The 14,531-nt window shown below is 70.5% G+C and carries 13 protein-coding genes; 3 read left to right on the forward strand and 10 right to left on the reverse strand.

Annotated elements, in window-relative coordinates; genetic code table 11:
- Window positions 1-56: 56 nt before the first annotated feature.
- Window positions 57-1,832: a potassium/proton antiporter gene (locus tag EZH22_RS21385; RefSeq protein WP_203192452.1), complete on the reverse strand. Its 1,776-nt coding sequence runs from the start codon at window positions 1,830-1,832 to the stop codon at window positions 57-59.
- A 141-nt stretch (window positions 1,833-1,973) separates the two neighbouring features.
- Here EZH22_RS21385 and EZH22_RS21390 point away from each other — a divergent pair, with 141 nt between their 5' ends.
- Entirely contained in the window at window positions 1,974-2,282 is a 309-nt protein-coding gene (locus tag EZH22_RS21390; RefSeq protein ID WP_203192453.1) for a hypothetical protein, read from the forward strand.
- A gap of 302 nt (window positions 2,283-2,584) precedes the next feature.
- Here EZH22_RS21390 and EZH22_RS21395 read toward each other — a convergent pair whose 3' ends face one another.
- From EZH22_RS21395 to EZH22_RS21410, 4 genes are all read right to left on the reverse strand, one after another.
- Window positions 2,585-2,827 carry a hypothetical protein gene (locus EZH22_RS21395; protein ID WP_203192454.1) on the reverse strand — a complete coding sequence of 81 codons (243 nt, stop codon included), beginning with the start codon at window positions 2,825-2,827 and terminating at the stop codon, window positions 2,585-2,587.
- Window positions 2,828-2,932: 105 nt separating this feature from the next.
- Window positions 2,933-3,904: an L-histidine N(alpha)-methyltransferase gene (egtD, locus tag EZH22_RS21400; RefSeq protein WP_203192455.1), complete on the reverse strand. Its 972-nt coding sequence runs from the start codon at window positions 3,902-3,904 to the stop codon at window positions 2,933-2,935.
- On the reverse strand, window positions 3,901-5,181 hold the full coding sequence (gene egtB / locus EZH22_RS21405) for an ergothioneine biosynthesis protein EgtB (RefSeq protein ID WP_203192456.1): 1,281 nt from the start codon (window positions 5,179-5,181) through the stop codon (window positions 3,901-3,903). Before egtB ends, egtD begins: the two co-directional genes overlap by 4 nt.
- Window positions 5,182-5,298: 117 nt before the next feature.
- Window positions 5,299-6,183 (reverse strand): LysR family transcriptional regulator, encoded by an 885-nt coding sequence (locus tag EZH22_RS21410; protein WP_203192457.1) that lies wholly within the window; start codon window positions 6,181-6,183, stop codon window positions 5,299-5,301.
- A 140-nt stretch (window positions 6,184-6,323) separates the two neighbouring features.
- On the opposite strand from EZH22_RS21410, the gene EZH22_RS21415 reads away from it, so the two are divergent.
- Window positions 6,324-7,448, forward strand: coding sequence for an NAD(P)H-dependent flavin oxidoreductase (locus EZH22_RS21415; RefSeq protein ID WP_203192458.1), 1,125 nt, complete (start codon window positions 6,324-6,326; stop codon window positions 7,446-7,448).
- Between the two features lie 15 nt (window positions 7,449-7,463).
- Here EZH22_RS21415 and EZH22_RS21420 read toward each other — a convergent pair whose 3' ends face one another.
- Window positions 7,464-9,095: a hypothetical protein gene (locus EZH22_RS21420; RefSeq protein ID WP_203192459.1), complete on the reverse strand. Its 1,632-nt coding sequence runs from the start codon at window positions 9,093-9,095 to the stop codon at window positions 7,464-7,466.
- Entirely contained in the window at window positions 9,092-10,990 is a 1,899-nt protein-coding gene (locus EZH22_RS21425; protein WP_210352027.1) for a hypothetical protein, read from the reverse strand. Before EZH22_RS21425 ends, EZH22_RS21420 begins: the two co-directional genes overlap by 4 nt.
- A gap of 242 nt (window positions 10,991-11,232) precedes the next feature.
- Between EZH22_RS21425 and EZH22_RS21430 the strand changes: the two genes are divergently transcribed.
- Window positions 11,233-11,706 carry a peroxiredoxin gene (locus EZH22_RS21430; RefSeq protein ID WP_203192461.1) on the forward strand — a complete coding sequence of 158 codons (474 nt, stop codon included), beginning with the start codon at window positions 11,233-11,235 and terminating at the stop codon, window positions 11,704-11,706.
- A gap of 15 nt (window positions 11,707-11,721) precedes the next feature.
- Here EZH22_RS21430 and EZH22_RS21435 read toward each other — a convergent pair whose 3' ends face one another.
- From EZH22_RS21435 to EZH22_RS21445, 3 genes are read right to left on the reverse strand one after another with little or no spacing between them, the layout of a single operon-like run.
- A complete protein-coding gene (locus EZH22_RS21435) occupies window positions 11,722-12,498 on the reverse strand; it encodes a heme ABC transporter ATP-binding protein (protein ID WP_203192462.1) in 777 nt (258 codons plus the stop codon).
- Window positions 12,499-12,502: 4 nt separating this feature from the next.
- Window positions 12,503-13,591: a FecCD family ABC transporter permease gene (locus EZH22_RS21440; protein WP_203192463.1), complete on the reverse strand. Its 1,089-nt coding sequence runs from the start codon at window positions 13,589-13,591 to the stop codon at window positions 12,503-12,505.
- Window positions 13,588-14,514 carry a heme/hemin ABC transporter substrate-binding protein gene (locus EZH22_RS21445; protein ID WP_231711088.1) on the reverse strand — a complete coding sequence of 309 codons (927 nt, stop codon included), beginning with the start codon at window positions 14,512-14,514 and terminating at the stop codon, window positions 13,588-13,590. Before EZH22_RS21445 ends, EZH22_RS21440 begins: the two co-directional genes overlap by 4 nt.
- Window positions 14,515-14,531 lie beyond the last annotated feature (17 nt).

The raw sequence follows: 14,531 nt of genomic DNA on the forward strand, positions 1-14,531 counted from the left end.
CGTTTGCGCCGGCCTGTCTGCCGCCCCGGCGCGGCGGGAACGTGGCGAAGCCGGCATCAATCGTCGTCGCTGTCCGGCTGCGACAGGCCGAGCAGGCGGCGCGCCCGGGCAATGCCGCGCTTCAGCCGCCCTGCCTCGAGCCGTAGGACGGCCCAGGTCACCCGCCCCTCCACCACCTCGCGCACCTCGATCACCGCATGCCCGTAGGCGATGCGCATGCCCGGCGCCGGATGGTCGTCGGAGCGGTCGGCGAAGGCCTCGGCGATGGTGAAGGCGTGTTCGCCGGTCGGCACCGTCAGCCCATAGAAGACGGCGAGGTCGCCGAGCTTCACCTCGCCGACGAAGGGGAAGGCCGCGCTGTCGTCGAGGGCGGTCGCCTCCTGGGGCCGAAACAGGCGATCGAGCTGGTGGACGCGCCGGGGCGGCGCGAGCACGTAGCCATAGTCGCCCGGCCTGAGCGCGCCGGCCGCCTCCGGGGTCAGGGTCTGGTTGGCGCGCACCACCATCACCAGCCGCGCCCAGTTGGGCAGCGTGCTCTGGCCGGCCACGGGCGTGCCCTCCGTGACCGGGTAGGCGACGAGTTCCATGTCGGTCTGGCCCGGCAGGTCGATCTCGAACCGACGGATGCCCGGCTTCGGGTCGGAAAGGGCGACGTCGAGCCGGCGGGCCACCGCCGCCATGGTCCAGCCGTGCAGGATGAGCGAGACCAGCACCACCGTGAAGGCGATGTTGAAATACACCTCTGCCTGCGGCAGGTGCGCCAGCATGGGGATGGTGGCGAGGAAGATGGAGACCGCTCCGCGCAGGCCTGCCCAGGAGATGAACAGCTTCTCCTTGAAGGAGAAGCGGAAGGGCGCGAGGCAGGCGAACACCGCCGCCGGCCGCCCCACCGCGATAAGGAACGCCGCGACCCCGAGCGCCGGCAGGCCGTAGTGTATGATCTTCTGCGGCGAGACCAGCAGGCCCAGCATCACGAACATGACGATCTGGCAGAGCCAGGTGACGGTGTCGAGGAACGAGGTGATAGAGGCGATGGCCCGCACCGGCCGGTTTCCCAGCACGAGGCCGGCGAGGTAGACGGCGAGAAAGCCGGACCCGTGCAGCAGCGAGGTGAGGGCGAACAGCAGGACCGCGACGCCCACAACCATGACGGGATGCAGCCCGCCGGGCAGATCCACACGATTGAGCAGGGAAACGAGGGCAAAGCCGCCGGCGACACCCAGCACCGCACCGAGCACCAGCTCGCGCAGCACGCCGAACACGACCATGAAGCCGGGGTCGGCCATGTTGCTGGTGAGAAGCTCCACCAGGAGCACGGTGAGGAACACCGCCGCCGGATCGTTGGTGGCGGATTCGATCTCGATCACCGAGCCGACCCGGCGGCCGAGATGCAGCCCCTGCGCCCGGACCAGGAACAGCACCGCCGCGGCGTCGGTCGAGGCCACGATGGCGCCGACCAGCAGGCTTTCCATCGGCGACAGGTGGAGAAGCGGCGCGGCGACCAGCGCCACGAGGCCCGCGGTGAACACCACGCCCACGGTGGACAGGCCGAGCGCCGGCAGGATCGCACCGCGCATGCTGGCGACGCGCATCCGCAGGCCGCCGTCGAAAAGAATGACCGCCAGCGCCGCCGAGCCCACCATGTAGGTGGCCCAGTAGTCATCGAAGTGAATTCCGCCGGGCCCTCCCTCGCCCGCGGCCATGCCGATGACGAGGAAGACGAGGAGGATGGGCGCGCCGAAACGTGCCGCGAGCAGGCTTGAGAGCGTGCCCACCACCACCAGCGCCGCCACCACCAGCAGCACCGCGTTTGAAATCACCACCGAACCCATAACACCCCGACACGCCAGACTGGACAACCTCAACTCAACAGTAGCGTCCGAAGGCCTCGCGGCGTAAGGTCCGTCACGTCGCGAGTGTGCGGGGCGTGCGCACGTGTCGCGAGCGGACCGGTCCGGGGGGCGGAAAGGGACGTGGAAATGTCGTTGAGCGGCATTCCGTGCGCGTATCTAGTCACGTCTATGGTGCGTACTGAGCTAGGCGTTCTCACGGTGGAAGGCGAGACGGTCTGTCACGACCGCGATCTCGCTTTCGAGATGGCGGAGGCAGACTGCTGCCATTGCGATTGGGTCGGCGTCTATGCGCTCGATGCCAATGGTCGCTGCATCACCGGCGCGCCCATCTACTTCTCCGGACTTCTGATCGCGCCCACGGACGCCTACGCGGTGCCGCTGCAGGCGCAGGCGACATCGGCATGGCGGCCGTATCCGCCCTTCAGCTGAGCGGGCCTCATCGACCGGCTCCCCGTCGCGCCACAAACGATATGGCCTGGAGCGGCGAGTCGACCTCCACCACATGAACCCGCCGGCTCCCGCACAGGTCGCACCGCAAGCGCGGTGGCGCCGCCGCCGTGTCGGGCACACCCGACCCGGATTCGGAGACGAGGGCTTCGGAGACGAGGCTTTGCGGCGCATGGCCGGAAAGGATGGATCGCCGCCCGCAGCGGCTGCATTCGGCGCAGATCATCCCCGCAACGGGCGCGCAAAAGACGTCGGCGTCAAGGCGGTTGTCTCAGCGCAGCGGGTCACAGCATTGCCTTGGCGTGAAAGAACCGGCGCACATGGCTTTCGGCAAAGGCAATGTCCTCCGGTCGTCCGGCCTGCGCCGCCTCCAGCAGCGCCTTCAGCGCCGAATTGAGCTGCGGCCCGCCGTCTCCTTGTGCAAATCGCTGGAGCAGGTGCCGGCCGCAGTCCCCCAGCGTGGCGAGCCACGTCCCGTCGTGGAGCCAGATGGGGTGATGCAGATCGCTGTTCCAAAATCGCGCCATGGTATCCCGACAACGTAGCCCGTCGGGTTTGGTTTCGACCGGTTTCGTGAATGCACGCCCGCCTTGCCCGGCCCGTCTTGCCGCACACGCGCGTTGGCTCGCGCCTCATCCCCGCTCCAGCAGCGCGACGGCAAACCAGCCGCGCGCATCGGTCCACAGCGCCCGCTCCCGCCAACCCGCGCCGCGCGCCAGCTCGGCGAAGGCAGCGGGCGCGTACTTGTAGGAATTCTCCGTGTGGATGGTCTCTCCCCGCGCGAAGGCGATGGGCGTGCCGGCGATGCGCACCGTCTGCGCCGCGAGGCTTTCCAGATGCATCTCCACCCGGCCAGCGGCCGGATCGTAGAAGGCCCGGTGGCGGAAGCCGGCGAGGTCGAAGTCGGCGCCGAGCTCCCGATTGATGCGGGCGAGCAGATTGAGGTTGAAGGCGGCGGTCACGCCCTGGTTGTCGTTGTAGGCGGCGTCGAGGATCTCAGCGTCCTTGGCAAGGTCGAAGCCCACCACGAAGGCCGCTCCCGCCCCCAGCATCGCGCCGGCTCCGGCGAGAAAGCCCGCTGCGGCCTCAGGGGTGAAGTTGCCGATGGTGGAGCCGGGGAAGAAGCCCACCTTGCGGCCCGGCGCGCCGATGGGCGGAAGCGCTGCGAGGCGGGTGAAATCGGCTTCCACCGGCTGCATGGCAACCGCGGGATAGGCGCGGGCGAGGCGCGCGATGGCGGCGCGCATGTGCGGGCCGGAAATGTCGATGGGCACGTAGGCCGCCGGCGCCTGCATGGCGTCGAGCAGCAGCCGTACCTTCTCGCTCGATCCGGAGCCGAACTCGACCAGGGCGGCACCGGCCCCCGCGAACGCACCGATGTCGCCGGCGTGGGCCGAAAGGATCTCCAGCTCGGTGCGGGTCGGGTAATATTCCGGCAGACGGCAGATGCGGTCGAACAGGCGCGAGCCGGCCTCGTCGTAGAAATATTTGGGCGAAATGGCCTTGGGTCGGCCCGCGAGGCCCGCCAGCACGTCGGCACAGAAGCCGGCGACGGCATCCGCAGGTCGCGCCTGCGGGCGGGGGAGCGTGGAAAGGTCGGTCATGCGTCCTCCGCGAGCCTCAGGCCGGCAAAGGGCCAGCGCTGGTGGGGATAGAAGAAGTTGCGGTAGGTGGCGCGCGCATGGTCGGCCGGCGTGGCGCAGCTGCCGCCGCGCAGCACCATCTGGCCCGACATGAACTTGCCGTTGTACTCGCCGATGGCGCCCGGCGCCGGGCGGTAGCCGGGATAGGCGACGTAGGGGCTCTCAGTCCATTCCCAGACATCCCCGAAGAGCTGGCCCAGCCCCTCCCCGTGGTCCGCCGCCAGGGGCCGCAGCGCACCGCTTTCGAGGAAATTGCCCGCCACGCGGTGCCCCCGCGCGGCCAACTCCCATTCCGCCTCGCTCGGCAGGCGCCGGCCGGCCCAGCGGGCGTAGGCGTCCGCCTCGAAATAGCTGACATGGACGACGGGCGCCGCCGGGTCCGGCGCATGCATCCCGCCGAGGCTCATGGCTTGCCAGCCCGCCTCGTCCTTCTCCCAATAGAGCGGCGCCTCGTATTCACCGGCCTTCACCCGGGCCCAACCGTCGGCGAGCCACAGCTCGGGACGGCGATAGCCGCCATCATCCATGAAGGCGAGCCACTCGCCGTTGGTCACCGGCCGCGACGCCAGGCGATAGGGGCGCAGCAGCACCGCATGGCGCGGGCTCTCATTGTCGTAGGCGAAGGCCGGCCCATCGTGGCCGATCTCGAAGATGCCACCGGGGAATTCGTGGAACGACACCGGCGCGGCAATCCGCGCGGCGTGCGCCCGGAACGGGCTGTATGCGGGCCTCAACGGATTGGCGGCGAACAGGTTCAGGATATCCATCAGGATCAGTTCCTGATGCTGTTGCTCGTGGTTGATGCCGATCTCCAGCAGCGGCGCGAGGCGCTCGAACGCGCCGTCGTCCGCGCGCGACAGCAGCCCATCCATGGCGGCCGTCACCCGCGCGCGATACCCCGCCACCTCCTCGACTGTCGGCCGGGTGATCAGGCCGCGCGCGAAACGGGCGTGACGCGGCCCCGCAGCCTCGTAGTACGAGTTGAAAAGAAAGGCGAACCGAGGATCCGCCACCGCGTAGCCCGGCAGATGCGGCGCCAGGATGAAGGTCTCGAAGAACCAGGAAACGTGGGCGAGGTGCCACTTGGTCGGACTGCAGTCCGGCATGGACTGCACGGTCTGGTCCTCGGGATGCAGATCGTGGGCCAGATCTTCCGTGAGGCGCCGCACCACGTGGAAGCGCGCCTGCGTCGCCGCGCGGGACACGTCCCGCGGGCGATCCATATCCTTGAGTCTCATCGCATCTCCCGACGCCGGCGGATGTGCCCCCTGCGCAGACAACGCTGCGCCGGTCACATGGTTCTACGGACGACTTCCGGATTTGGAGCGGCGAAGGTTACGGTCACCGCCGGATTTTTACGAGGGCATGGGTCCGGGCGCGTGGCTCGGGAGGCTCCCGGTCATATCCCCCGAGACGCGATCTTCCGAGGCGCGCGCCAGCGCGACGACGGCCTCGATGGACGCGCGGGACGGGCTGTGAGGGCGCCACAAGGCGATGGTCGACACCAAAACCGGCCCGGGGGTAAGGCGCCGGGTGGCCACCTCCCCCAGCGCCCGCCATCGCTCCACCGCCGAGGCCGGCAGCAGGGTGCGGCCCAGGCCGGCGGAGACGCAGCCGATGATGCCGTCGAGGGTGCCCAGCTCCAGCACGGGTGCTTCGCCGAAGACCGCGCGGCACCGCTCGCGGTAGCAGCAGCCCTCGCGGAACACCACCAGCGCGCTGTCCGCCTCGCCGCCGGCCGGGCGGACTTCCACCAGTTCCTCCTGCCACAGGACCGTGGAGGCGAAGGAAGCGTCCGCCGCATCCTCGGCGACGAGCACGAGATCGAGGGTGCCGCGCTTCAGTTCGGCCACCAGTTCCCCGCTTGTGCCACTGCGCAGTTGCAGGCGCAGACTCGGCAGATCCGTCCGCATCCGCTTCAGCAGGGCTGGAAGGCGGACGGCGGCCGTGGTTTCCATGGTTCCCACCCGCAGGGGCGGCAACGCCTCCCCGGCGGATTGCAACAGCGCTTCCGCCTCCCGCGACAGGCGGAAGATGCGGGTTCCATAATCGAGGGCGAGGCTGCCGAGGGCGGTGGGGACCATGCGCCCGTCGATCCGCTCCACCAGCCGCTGGCCAAGCCGCGCCTCCAGCTTCTTGAGGCGGGTGGTGACGTTGGACTGGACACAGCCCAGCACCTGGGCGGCGCGGGTGATGCTCCCCGTCTCCGCCACGGCCTGAAGGAATTGGAAGTCGCGCATTTCCATCATCAGATGAGAACAATAAATTCAATATGTTTCAATTTCAATGAATATGGTCTTCCCTCATACTGCCGCCCGTCTCTCGACTTATGAGCGAGCGGGCCGCGCCGGCGCGCCGGCCCGAGACAGGAGTGGGCGCCATGACCAAGCCGATCGAACCCGCACGCTGGACGGACCGGCGCATCCTCGACCTGTTCGGCATCGCGGCGCCCATATTGCTGGCCCCCATGGCGGGAGCCGGAACGCCCGAACTGGCCATCGAGGTGGCGCGGGCCGGCGGCCTCGGCGCCCTGCCCGGCGCCATGTACACGCCCGACCAGCTGCACGCGGCCATAGCGGCGTTCCGCGCCGGAGCCCCCGGCCATCCGCTCAACGTGAACTTCTTCTGTCACGCTCCGCCGGCGCGGGATCCGGCGCGGGCGATGGGCTGGCGCACGCGCCTTGCGCCCTATTACGTGGAGATGGGCCTCGATCCGGAGGAGACGCCCCCCGTCGCCGGGCGCGCGCCGTTCGATGCCGGGCTCTGTGCCCTGGTGGAGGCGTGCCGGCCCGAGGTGGTGAGCTTCCATTTCGGCTTGCCGCCCGCCGACCTGCTCGCCCGGGTGAAGGCCACCGGCGCGAAGGTCCTTTCCTCCGCCACCACCGTGGCGGAGGCCCGCTGGCTCGCCGCGCACGGCTGCGACGCCGTCATCGCCCAGGGCTTCGAGGCCGGCGGGCATCGCGGCGTGTTCCTGTCGGAAGAGATTGCCGGCGACATGCCCGGCGTCATCGCCCGGCAGGTGGGCACCTTCGCTCTGGTGCCCCAGGTGGCGGATGCGGTGGACGTGCCCGTCATCGCCGCCGGCGGCATCGCCGACGGGCGGGGCGTGGCCGCCGCCCTGATGCTCGGCGCCGCGGCGGTGCAGGTCGGCACTGCCTATCTCTTCTGCCCGGAAGCGAAGATCCCGGCGGTGCACCGCGCCGCGCTGGAGACGGCCGGCGACGAGAACACCGCCCTCACCAACCTGTTCACCGGCCGGCCCGCGCGCGGCGTGGTGAACAAGGTGATGCGCGAGGTGGGTCCCCTGTCGGCGGATGCGCCGGCCTTTCCGCTCGCCGGTGGCGCGCTGGTGCCGCTCAGGCAGAAGGCCGAGGCGGCAGGGCGGGGCGATTTCACCAGCCTCTGGTCCGGACAGGCCGCCGGCCTCGCCCCGCGCCTTCCTGCATTCGAACTCACGCAGCAGCTTGCCGCCGACGCCCTCGCCCGCATGACCCGCCACGCCTGAACGGCACGCCCGCGGTCACCGCGTCGGCGGGGCGTCGCTGGAATCCTTGAACTCGAAGATCTTGCGCAGGAAGCCCGGCGCCACCGCGGAGATGGGGTTGATGCGCAGCGTCGGCCCGCCCGCCAAAGGCCCGACGATCTCGAAGGTCACGCCCACGAGGCCCTCGTTCGGCCCGCCGCCCAGGAACAGGCCGATCACCGGCAGCTTCGAGAACATGTTGTTGAGGGCATAGGCCGGCACGAACGTGCCGCGGATGGAGATCCGGTCGCCGGCGAAATCGAGGGTGCCGTCGAAGGTGGCGCCCACCGAGGGTCCCCAGATGGCGCCCTCCTTGAACACGATCTTGCCGGTGGTGCGGGCGAACTGGGCCTGCGCCTTCTGGAACGAGGCGGTGCCGTCCTCGATCTTGCCGGAGGCATCGCGCGCCGCGCTGGACAGGCGCTCCAGCCCCGGCTCCCCCTTGATGGCGAAGTCGCGCACGTGCAGCACGCCCTCCTGCGGGGTGTTGTCGCTGCGCGGTGGATCCACCACGATCCAGGCCTCGCCGCCCTGCACCTTGGGATAGATGTCGAGGAAACGCAGCAGCGCGCCCGCATCCGAGGTGGTCACCACCAGCGCCCGCTGGCGGCCCTGCCAGTTGCGCATCTCGCCGGCCACCGCGCCGTCGCGGCCCACCTTGGCGGTAAGGGTGAAATCCCGCGTCTCCACGCCCCGGCGGGCAACGGAAAGCTCCATCTGGCGCAACACCTCGCCATTGTTTCCGGTGAGGGCGCCGATGCGCGCCTCCAGGTCCACGTCGGGCGTCTTCTGCGTCCGGCGCTGCACCGCCGGGGCGGAGACGAGGCTCTTCATGATGCCCCGGGCGTCCATCACGTCGCCGGTGATGCGGACCTTGAGCACGTCGCCGACCCTGTCGGCCTTGAGCGAGGCCTTGTCGCCGTCGGAAAGCTGGAACGTGGGGAAGACGGCGGAGATGAGGTCGCCGGTGTCGGAGAGCTCCAGCGCCCCCTTCAGCAGCGTGCCCGACCCATCCATCACCATGTCGTCGAGGCGGATCGTGTTGCCCTTGTCGTTCACCACGAACCGCGCCTTCATCGGCTTGCCGGCAGGCTTGCTGAGGCCGGGGATGAGGTCGGCGATGCGCGCCTGGGTCAGGTCGGTCTCGATGGTGGCCCGGGTGTCCTTGTTGTTGGTGGTACCCACCATGCGCACGCCGACCGGGCCGGACACGCCGGGAAGGTCGACCCCGAGGCGCCCGCGCGCGGCATCGTCGAGGGTGGCGGAGATGCGGATGTCGGAGTCCGCCGCGTCCTTCCTCTTTTCATACTCGAACGCCACCGGCGCCCCGGCGAGCTTGCCGTCGCCGCGCAGCACGATGCCGGACGGCGAGGCGAAGGCCTTCACCGTCGCCCCTTCCATGCGCTGACCCTTGAACACCTTGTCCACGCCGAAATCGGTGAGCGTCGCCTCAAGCGAATAGTCGAAATCCTCCGGCCGCCCCACCTTGCGGAAAAGGATGTTCACCTGCAGCAGGGCGGAGAACTTGCCGCGCGTCGTGGACGGGTCGAAGGCGGTACCGGTGGGGCCCTTCAGCGGCTCCATGCCCAGCACCTCGATGGCGGCGTCGGCGGGACCGTCGAACTTCACGCGGATCTGCGCGGAGGGCTCGCGGGGAAGTAGTCCGGCAGCAGCATCACCCCGTCGCTCACCGCGATCTTGCGGTTCTGCGGCGTCACCGCAGTGCCGTCCGGCATGGTGATCCGCACCGAGCGGCCGGTGACGAGGATGGAGAGGTTGGCGTTGACGATGGGCGGCAGGCCCTTGACCGGACGCAGCGTGACGCCGTTTCCGTTGATGGTGAAGCGCACGCCGTCCTCCGGCATGGGCACCTGCTTCTGCCCGATGAGGTCGAGCGGCAGGAGCACCGCGACGGTGATGCCGTCGGCGGTCCCGCCGGAAACGTTCTCCAGCGCGAACTGGCGTGCGGGGGGCGCGATGGTCACCGGCCAGAAGCGCTTGATGGTCGCGACCGGCATGGGCGTGGCCGTGCCGTCGAACTTCAGGGTTGGCACGTCCACCCCGAAATCGAACATGGCGGTGAAGGAAAAGCTACCGGCGGCCGAGCCGAGGAAGCCGGTGTCGACGATGAGCCGCCGGCTCGGCGGATCGTAGCGTCCGCCCAGGTCCACCTTGTCGATGACGAGCGCGGGCTCGGGCATTTCCTTGCCGGCCAGCACCACCTCTTTCTGCCGGATATGGAAGGTCCATGGCGCCCGCGCCGTGGCGGGCACCGGCATCTCCCCCTGCAGGATGACGCGGTTCTCGTTCTTGATGGCCTCGATCGGCGCGAGCACGATGACGCGGCGGGCGAGGTCCAGGGTGGCGGCGACGCGCGCCCGGTCGATGACGAAGCGCTCCTCCACCTCCTCGCCGTTGCCCAGGGCGCCGGCGCCGAGGTCGATGCTCGCGTCCGCCGCCCGAAGGTCGCCCTCCAGGGAGATCCGCGCGGTGACGGCGGCATTGAGGGGCGTGTCGATATAAAAGCGCCGGTGATCCTGGGTGAAGGCCTGGAGCAGGTCGCGGGTGGAGACGTTGCGGATGGAGACGTCGATGGCGCGCTCGCCATCCCTGGCGGCGCCGATCCGGGCCACGGCGGTGGCCACGCCCTGCGGCGACTGGGTGGTGAGGGTGAGCTGTGCCCCCCCGTCCCGTGGGCGCGCGAGGCGCACGCTGATGTGCTGGAACACGATGCGCCGGCCCGAACTCTCGTTCTCGACGATCAGCGTGCCGTCCTTGAGGCCCACATCGGCGAGCGCGCCGCCATCGAAGCCGGCGGCCTCCAGTTCCGACATCCAGTGGGCAATGAAGACGGGTTTCAGCGGATCCATATCCACCGCCGTCGGCGGCGAGCCCGATGCCGGCTGCGACGCCCCGCCGGGGACTGAAGGCGCGGGTCCGCCCGCGGCGGGCGTGGTCGTCTGCGGCATCGCCTGGGGCGCATCGGCGCGCGGTGCGGACGCGGACGGGAGCGACGAAGCCGAGATGGGTTTCGCGCCCTTGCCGGTGGTCACCGCCAGGTGCCCCGAAGCGGCGATGCGGACAGTCATCTCGGCGCCGACGAGATCGATGCGCCGCGCCTTCGGCATCAGCGAGAGCAGCGAACCCTCGAGCTCCACCTCGGCGCTGGGGGCGCTCGCCACCAGCTGCCCGTCGGGACCCAGAACCTTGATGTCATGCACCACCACCTGCGTCGCGCCGCCGCCGGTGGTCTCCACGGTGGTGCTGCCGATGTCCACCTTGTGACCGCCGCCGATCCGATCCTCGAGCGCCCGCTCGATATAGGGGGTGGCGATGTCGGCGGTGATGGTGCCCGTGGCGATGAGGGCGTAGAGGGTGACGGCGGCAACACCCCCGAGGGCAATGAGCACGAGGCAGATGGCGCTGAATATGCGCGCGGCGCGGCTGCGCGGCGCGAGCGCTCCCATGATGCCCCGGAACCGCGAGCGGCGCGGCTGACGCCGCACCAACTCGGGCTTGCGCACGCTCTCCTCCATCCCGTTCTTGTCCTTCCGCAACCGCTCCGCTGCGTCCCCGGACGCGCCGATTCGAGCTCCCCGAGCCTAATCTGCCCCCCGCTCGTAAAGATGAGGTGGATCAAATACCCGCAGGTTACCATCTTCGCCCGGAACACGGCTATCTTGTGGGCCGCAGGCTCACTTGACGCGTCCCCGGGCCGGTGGGCCCCCTGCCCCGTATGACGCCGAACACGTCGAAAGGAAGGCGAATGTCCAAATTGCCGGAAGTCGGCCAGAAAGCACCCCCCTTCTCCCTCGCCCGCGATGGCGGCGGGACGGTGGCGCTCAAGGATTTCAAGGGGCGCAAGCTGGTGCTGTATTTCTATCCCAAGGCCGATACCCCCGGCTGCACCAAGGAGGCGATCGCCTTCAACGGCCTGAAGGCGGCCTTCGCCGCCGCCGACACCGATATCCTCGGCGTCTCGGCGGACGCGGTGAAGGCCCAGGACAAGTTCAAGACCAAGTATGACCTCGACTTCCCGCTCGGCTCCGACCCTGAGAAGGCGATGCTGGAGGCCTATGGCGTGTGGGTCGAGAAGAGCATGTACGGCAAGACGCACATGGGCATCGAGCGGGCGACGCTGCTCATCGGCCGCGACGGCAAGGTGGCTCACACCTGGCCGAAGGTGAAGGTGGAAGGCCACGCCGAAGCGGTGCTGAAGGCGGCGCAGGAGCTGGCGTAGCAGCCGGCGGGCCCCCTACCCGGCCAGCCGCACGTTCTGCGGCAGCACAAACGGCCCGGCCGGCGCCACGCCCACCCGCACGGACACGCCAAACGCTTCTTCGAGCACGCGATCGGTGATCACCTCCCCGACCGGGCCGGCCGCGCGGATGCGCCCGCCGGCGAGGACCACGATCTCGTCGGCCACCATGGCCGCGAGGTTGAGGTCGTGCAGCACGGCGAGCACGCCGCCCCCCTTGTCCGCATGGGCACGGGCAAGGCGCAGCACCACCAGCTGGTGGGCGAGGTCGAGGCTCGCCGTGGGCTCGTCGAGGAACAGGTAGCTCGGCGCATCCGAAGGACCCAGCTCCAGCTGGGCGAGGATGCGGGCGAGTTGCACCCGCTGGCGCTCGCCACCCGACAGGCTGTCATAGCGCCGCGCGGCGAAGCCCGGCAGGTCCACGACGGCGAGCAGCCGGGCGATGCGCCCCGCGTCCCGTCCGTCCGCCGCCAAGAGCCCGGCACCGATCACCTCCCCCGCGGTGAAGGGGAACGCCACCTCGGCGGCCTGCGGCAGCACTGCGCGTCGGCGGGCCAGCGCCAGCGGATGCACGCGGGCGATGGGCCCGCCGTCAAGGCTCACCGATCCCCCCGCCAGCCGCTGCTCGCCAGACATGGCCTTCAGCAGGGTGGACTTGCCAGCCCCGTTCGGTCCCACCAGCACCGTGACGGCCCCGGGCCGCACGGCGAGGCTCGCCCCATCCACCAGCGTGCGGCCGCCAGCCACCACGCGCACGTCTTCAGCCCGGTACATCGGCTCACCCCACGAATGCGCGGCGCCGCAGCAGCAGCCACAGGAAAAAGGGCGCCCCCACGAGGGCGGTGACGACCCCGAGGGGCAGTTCCGCCGGGGCGGCGATCATGCGCGCCAGGATGTCGGCGGCGAGCAGCACCGCCACGCCGAGCAGCGCGGACGCCGGCAGCAGCGTCCGATGCGAGGGGCCGATCACCAGCCGGGCCAGGTGCGGCACCACCAGCCCCACGAACCCGACCACCCCCGCTGCCGCCACGCTGGCGCCGACGCCGGCCGCCACGGCGACGACGGCGATGCGCTTCAACCGTTCCACCGCCACCCCGGCGTGGAAGGCCTCCGCCTCCCCCAGCGCCAGTGCGTCCAGCCCGCGCGAAAGCGACAGGGCGGCAGCCAGCAGCCCGAGCACGAAGGGAGCGGCCATCGCGGCCTTGAGCCAGGTGGCACCGCCGAGGCTGCCCAGGGTCCAGAACAGGAATTCCCGCGTCTGCTGCTCGGAGGCGAGGAAGACCATCACGCCGGTGCCGGCGCTCGCCAGCGCGCCGAGGGCGAGGCCGGCGAAGAGCAGCGTGGCCACGGAGGTGCGCCCGTCCCGCTCGGCGAGGCGGGCAATGAGCAGCGTGGTGCCGAGCCCGCCGGCGAAGGCGGCCAGCGGCAGCCCCAAGGCCTGGAGCGGGGCGGGCAGCAGGGCGGCAACCGGCGCCCCGAATACCACGAATGCCACCGCCGCCAGCGCCGCGCCGGGGGCGACGCCCACGAGGCCGGGATCGGCCAGCGGATTGCGGAACACGCCCTGCATGAGGGCGCCCGCCACCGCCGTGCCGGCCCCGGTCAGCGCCCCGACCACAGCGCGGGGAAAGCGCACGTCTAGCACCACGATGCGCTCGCGCAGGGTTGCCGCCGGGGTGCCCGTGCCCGTGGCCCAGTCCCACAGGATGGCGAGCACGCGGCCCGGCGGAATGGTGAACGGGCCGATGACCAGGGCGCCGAGGAAGGCGGCGACGGCCAGCACGGCGAACAGCACGAGGCCGGTCGCCACAGGCCGCCCCGCCAGGGCACGGGTTCCGCCCGCCATTGCCAGAGGCTCCGCGCTCATTGGTCCTTCTCCATGCTCCAGGGGCGCGCCGGCAGCTCCGGCAGCCGGGTGCCGGGACGAAGCGCGGACGCGAGGTCCCGCGCCGCACGGGGAGAACGCGGGCCGAAGCCCAGCAGATAGGAGCCCGGCAGGGTCACCAGCCTTCGGTCGCGCGCGGCCGGCGTGCCGGCGAAGGCGGGAAGGGAGAAGACCGTGTCGGCATCGAGCACCTGCCCGCCACCCTGCATCACCACCACCGCGTCCGGCTCCGCCGACATGGCCGCCTCGTCGAGGGCCGGCTTGAATCCCTTGATGGAGGCCATGGCGTTGGAGACGCCGGCGAGGCGCAGGATAGCGTCGGCGCTGGTGTCGGCCCCGCCCACCACCGCCGCCCCGCCCGACGCGGACAGGACGAACACCGCCCGCGGCCGTTCGGGCAGCAGCTTCACCATGGCGTCGAGGGCGGCGAAGTCCGCGGCCACATCGGCGGCCAGCGCCCGGCCCTTCTCCTCCTCCCCCACCGCATTCGCCACCGCCTCGATCTTGCGCAAGACCCCCTCCGGGCTGTGCGCGTCCGGAATGATCACCACGGGCACCGAGGCCTGCTCCAGTACATCGAGGGTGGACCGCGGCCCCGCGCCCTCCACGGCGAGGATCAGGCTCGGCCCCACGGAAAGCACGCCCTCGGGCGAGAGCGCGCGGGAATAGCCCACGTCCGGCTTCTTGCGGGCGGCGGCGGGGTAACGGCTGGTCTGGTCCACCGCCACCACCCGCTCGCCCAGCCCCAGCGCGAACAGGATCTCGGTCACCGCCCCGCCGATGGAGACGATGCGCGAGGCGTCCGCGACGGCGACCGTGCGCCCGCGCGCATCCCGGATCTCGGCGGCGGCCGCGCCGAGGCCGGCGACGGCTATCGAAACGGCAAGGCAGGAAACGAGCAACAAGAGAGAGCGGCGGCGTT

It is taken from the genome of Xanthobacter dioxanivorans, assembly GCF_016807805.1.
GTDB lineage: Bacteria > Pseudomonadota > Alphaproteobacteria > Rhizobiales > Xanthobacteraceae > Xanthobacter > Xanthobacter dioxanivorans.

Coding starts and splice junctions, on each gene's coding strand:
- EZH22_RS21385 (WP_203192452.1), bottom strand. CDS start 1,832: ATGGGTTCGGTGGTGATTTCAAACGCGGTGCTGCTGGTGGTGGCGGCG.
- EZH22_RS21395 (WP_203192454.1), bottom strand. CDS start 2,827: ATGGCGCGATTTTGGAACAGCGATCTGCATCACCCCATCTGGCTCCAC.
- egtD (WP_203192455.1), bottom strand. CDS start 3,904: ATGACCGACCTTTCCACGCTCCCCCGCCCGCAGGCGCGACCTGCGGAT.
- egtB (WP_203192456.1), bottom strand. CDS start 5,181: ATGAGACTCAAGGATATGGATCGCCCGCGGGACGTGTCCCGCGCGGCG.
- EZH22_RS21410 (WP_203192457.1), bottom strand. CDS start 6,183: ATGCGCGACTTCCAATTCCTTCAGGCCGTGGCGGAGACGGGGAGCATC.
- EZH22_RS21415 (WP_203192458.1), top strand. CDS start 6,324: ATGACCAAGCCGATCGAACCCGCACGCTGGACGGACCGGCGCATCCTC.
- EZH22_RS21430 (WP_203192461.1), top strand. CDS start 11,233: ATGTCCAAATTGCCGGAAGTCGGCCAGAAAGCACCCCCCTTCTCCCTC.
- EZH22_RS21435 (WP_203192462.1), bottom strand. CDS start 12,498: ATGTACCGGGCTGAAGACGTGCGCGTGGTGGCTGGCGGCCGCACGCTG.
- EZH22_RS21440 (WP_203192463.1), bottom strand. CDS start 13,591: ATGAGCGCGGAGCCTCTGGCAATGGCGGGCGGAACCCGTGCCCTGGCG.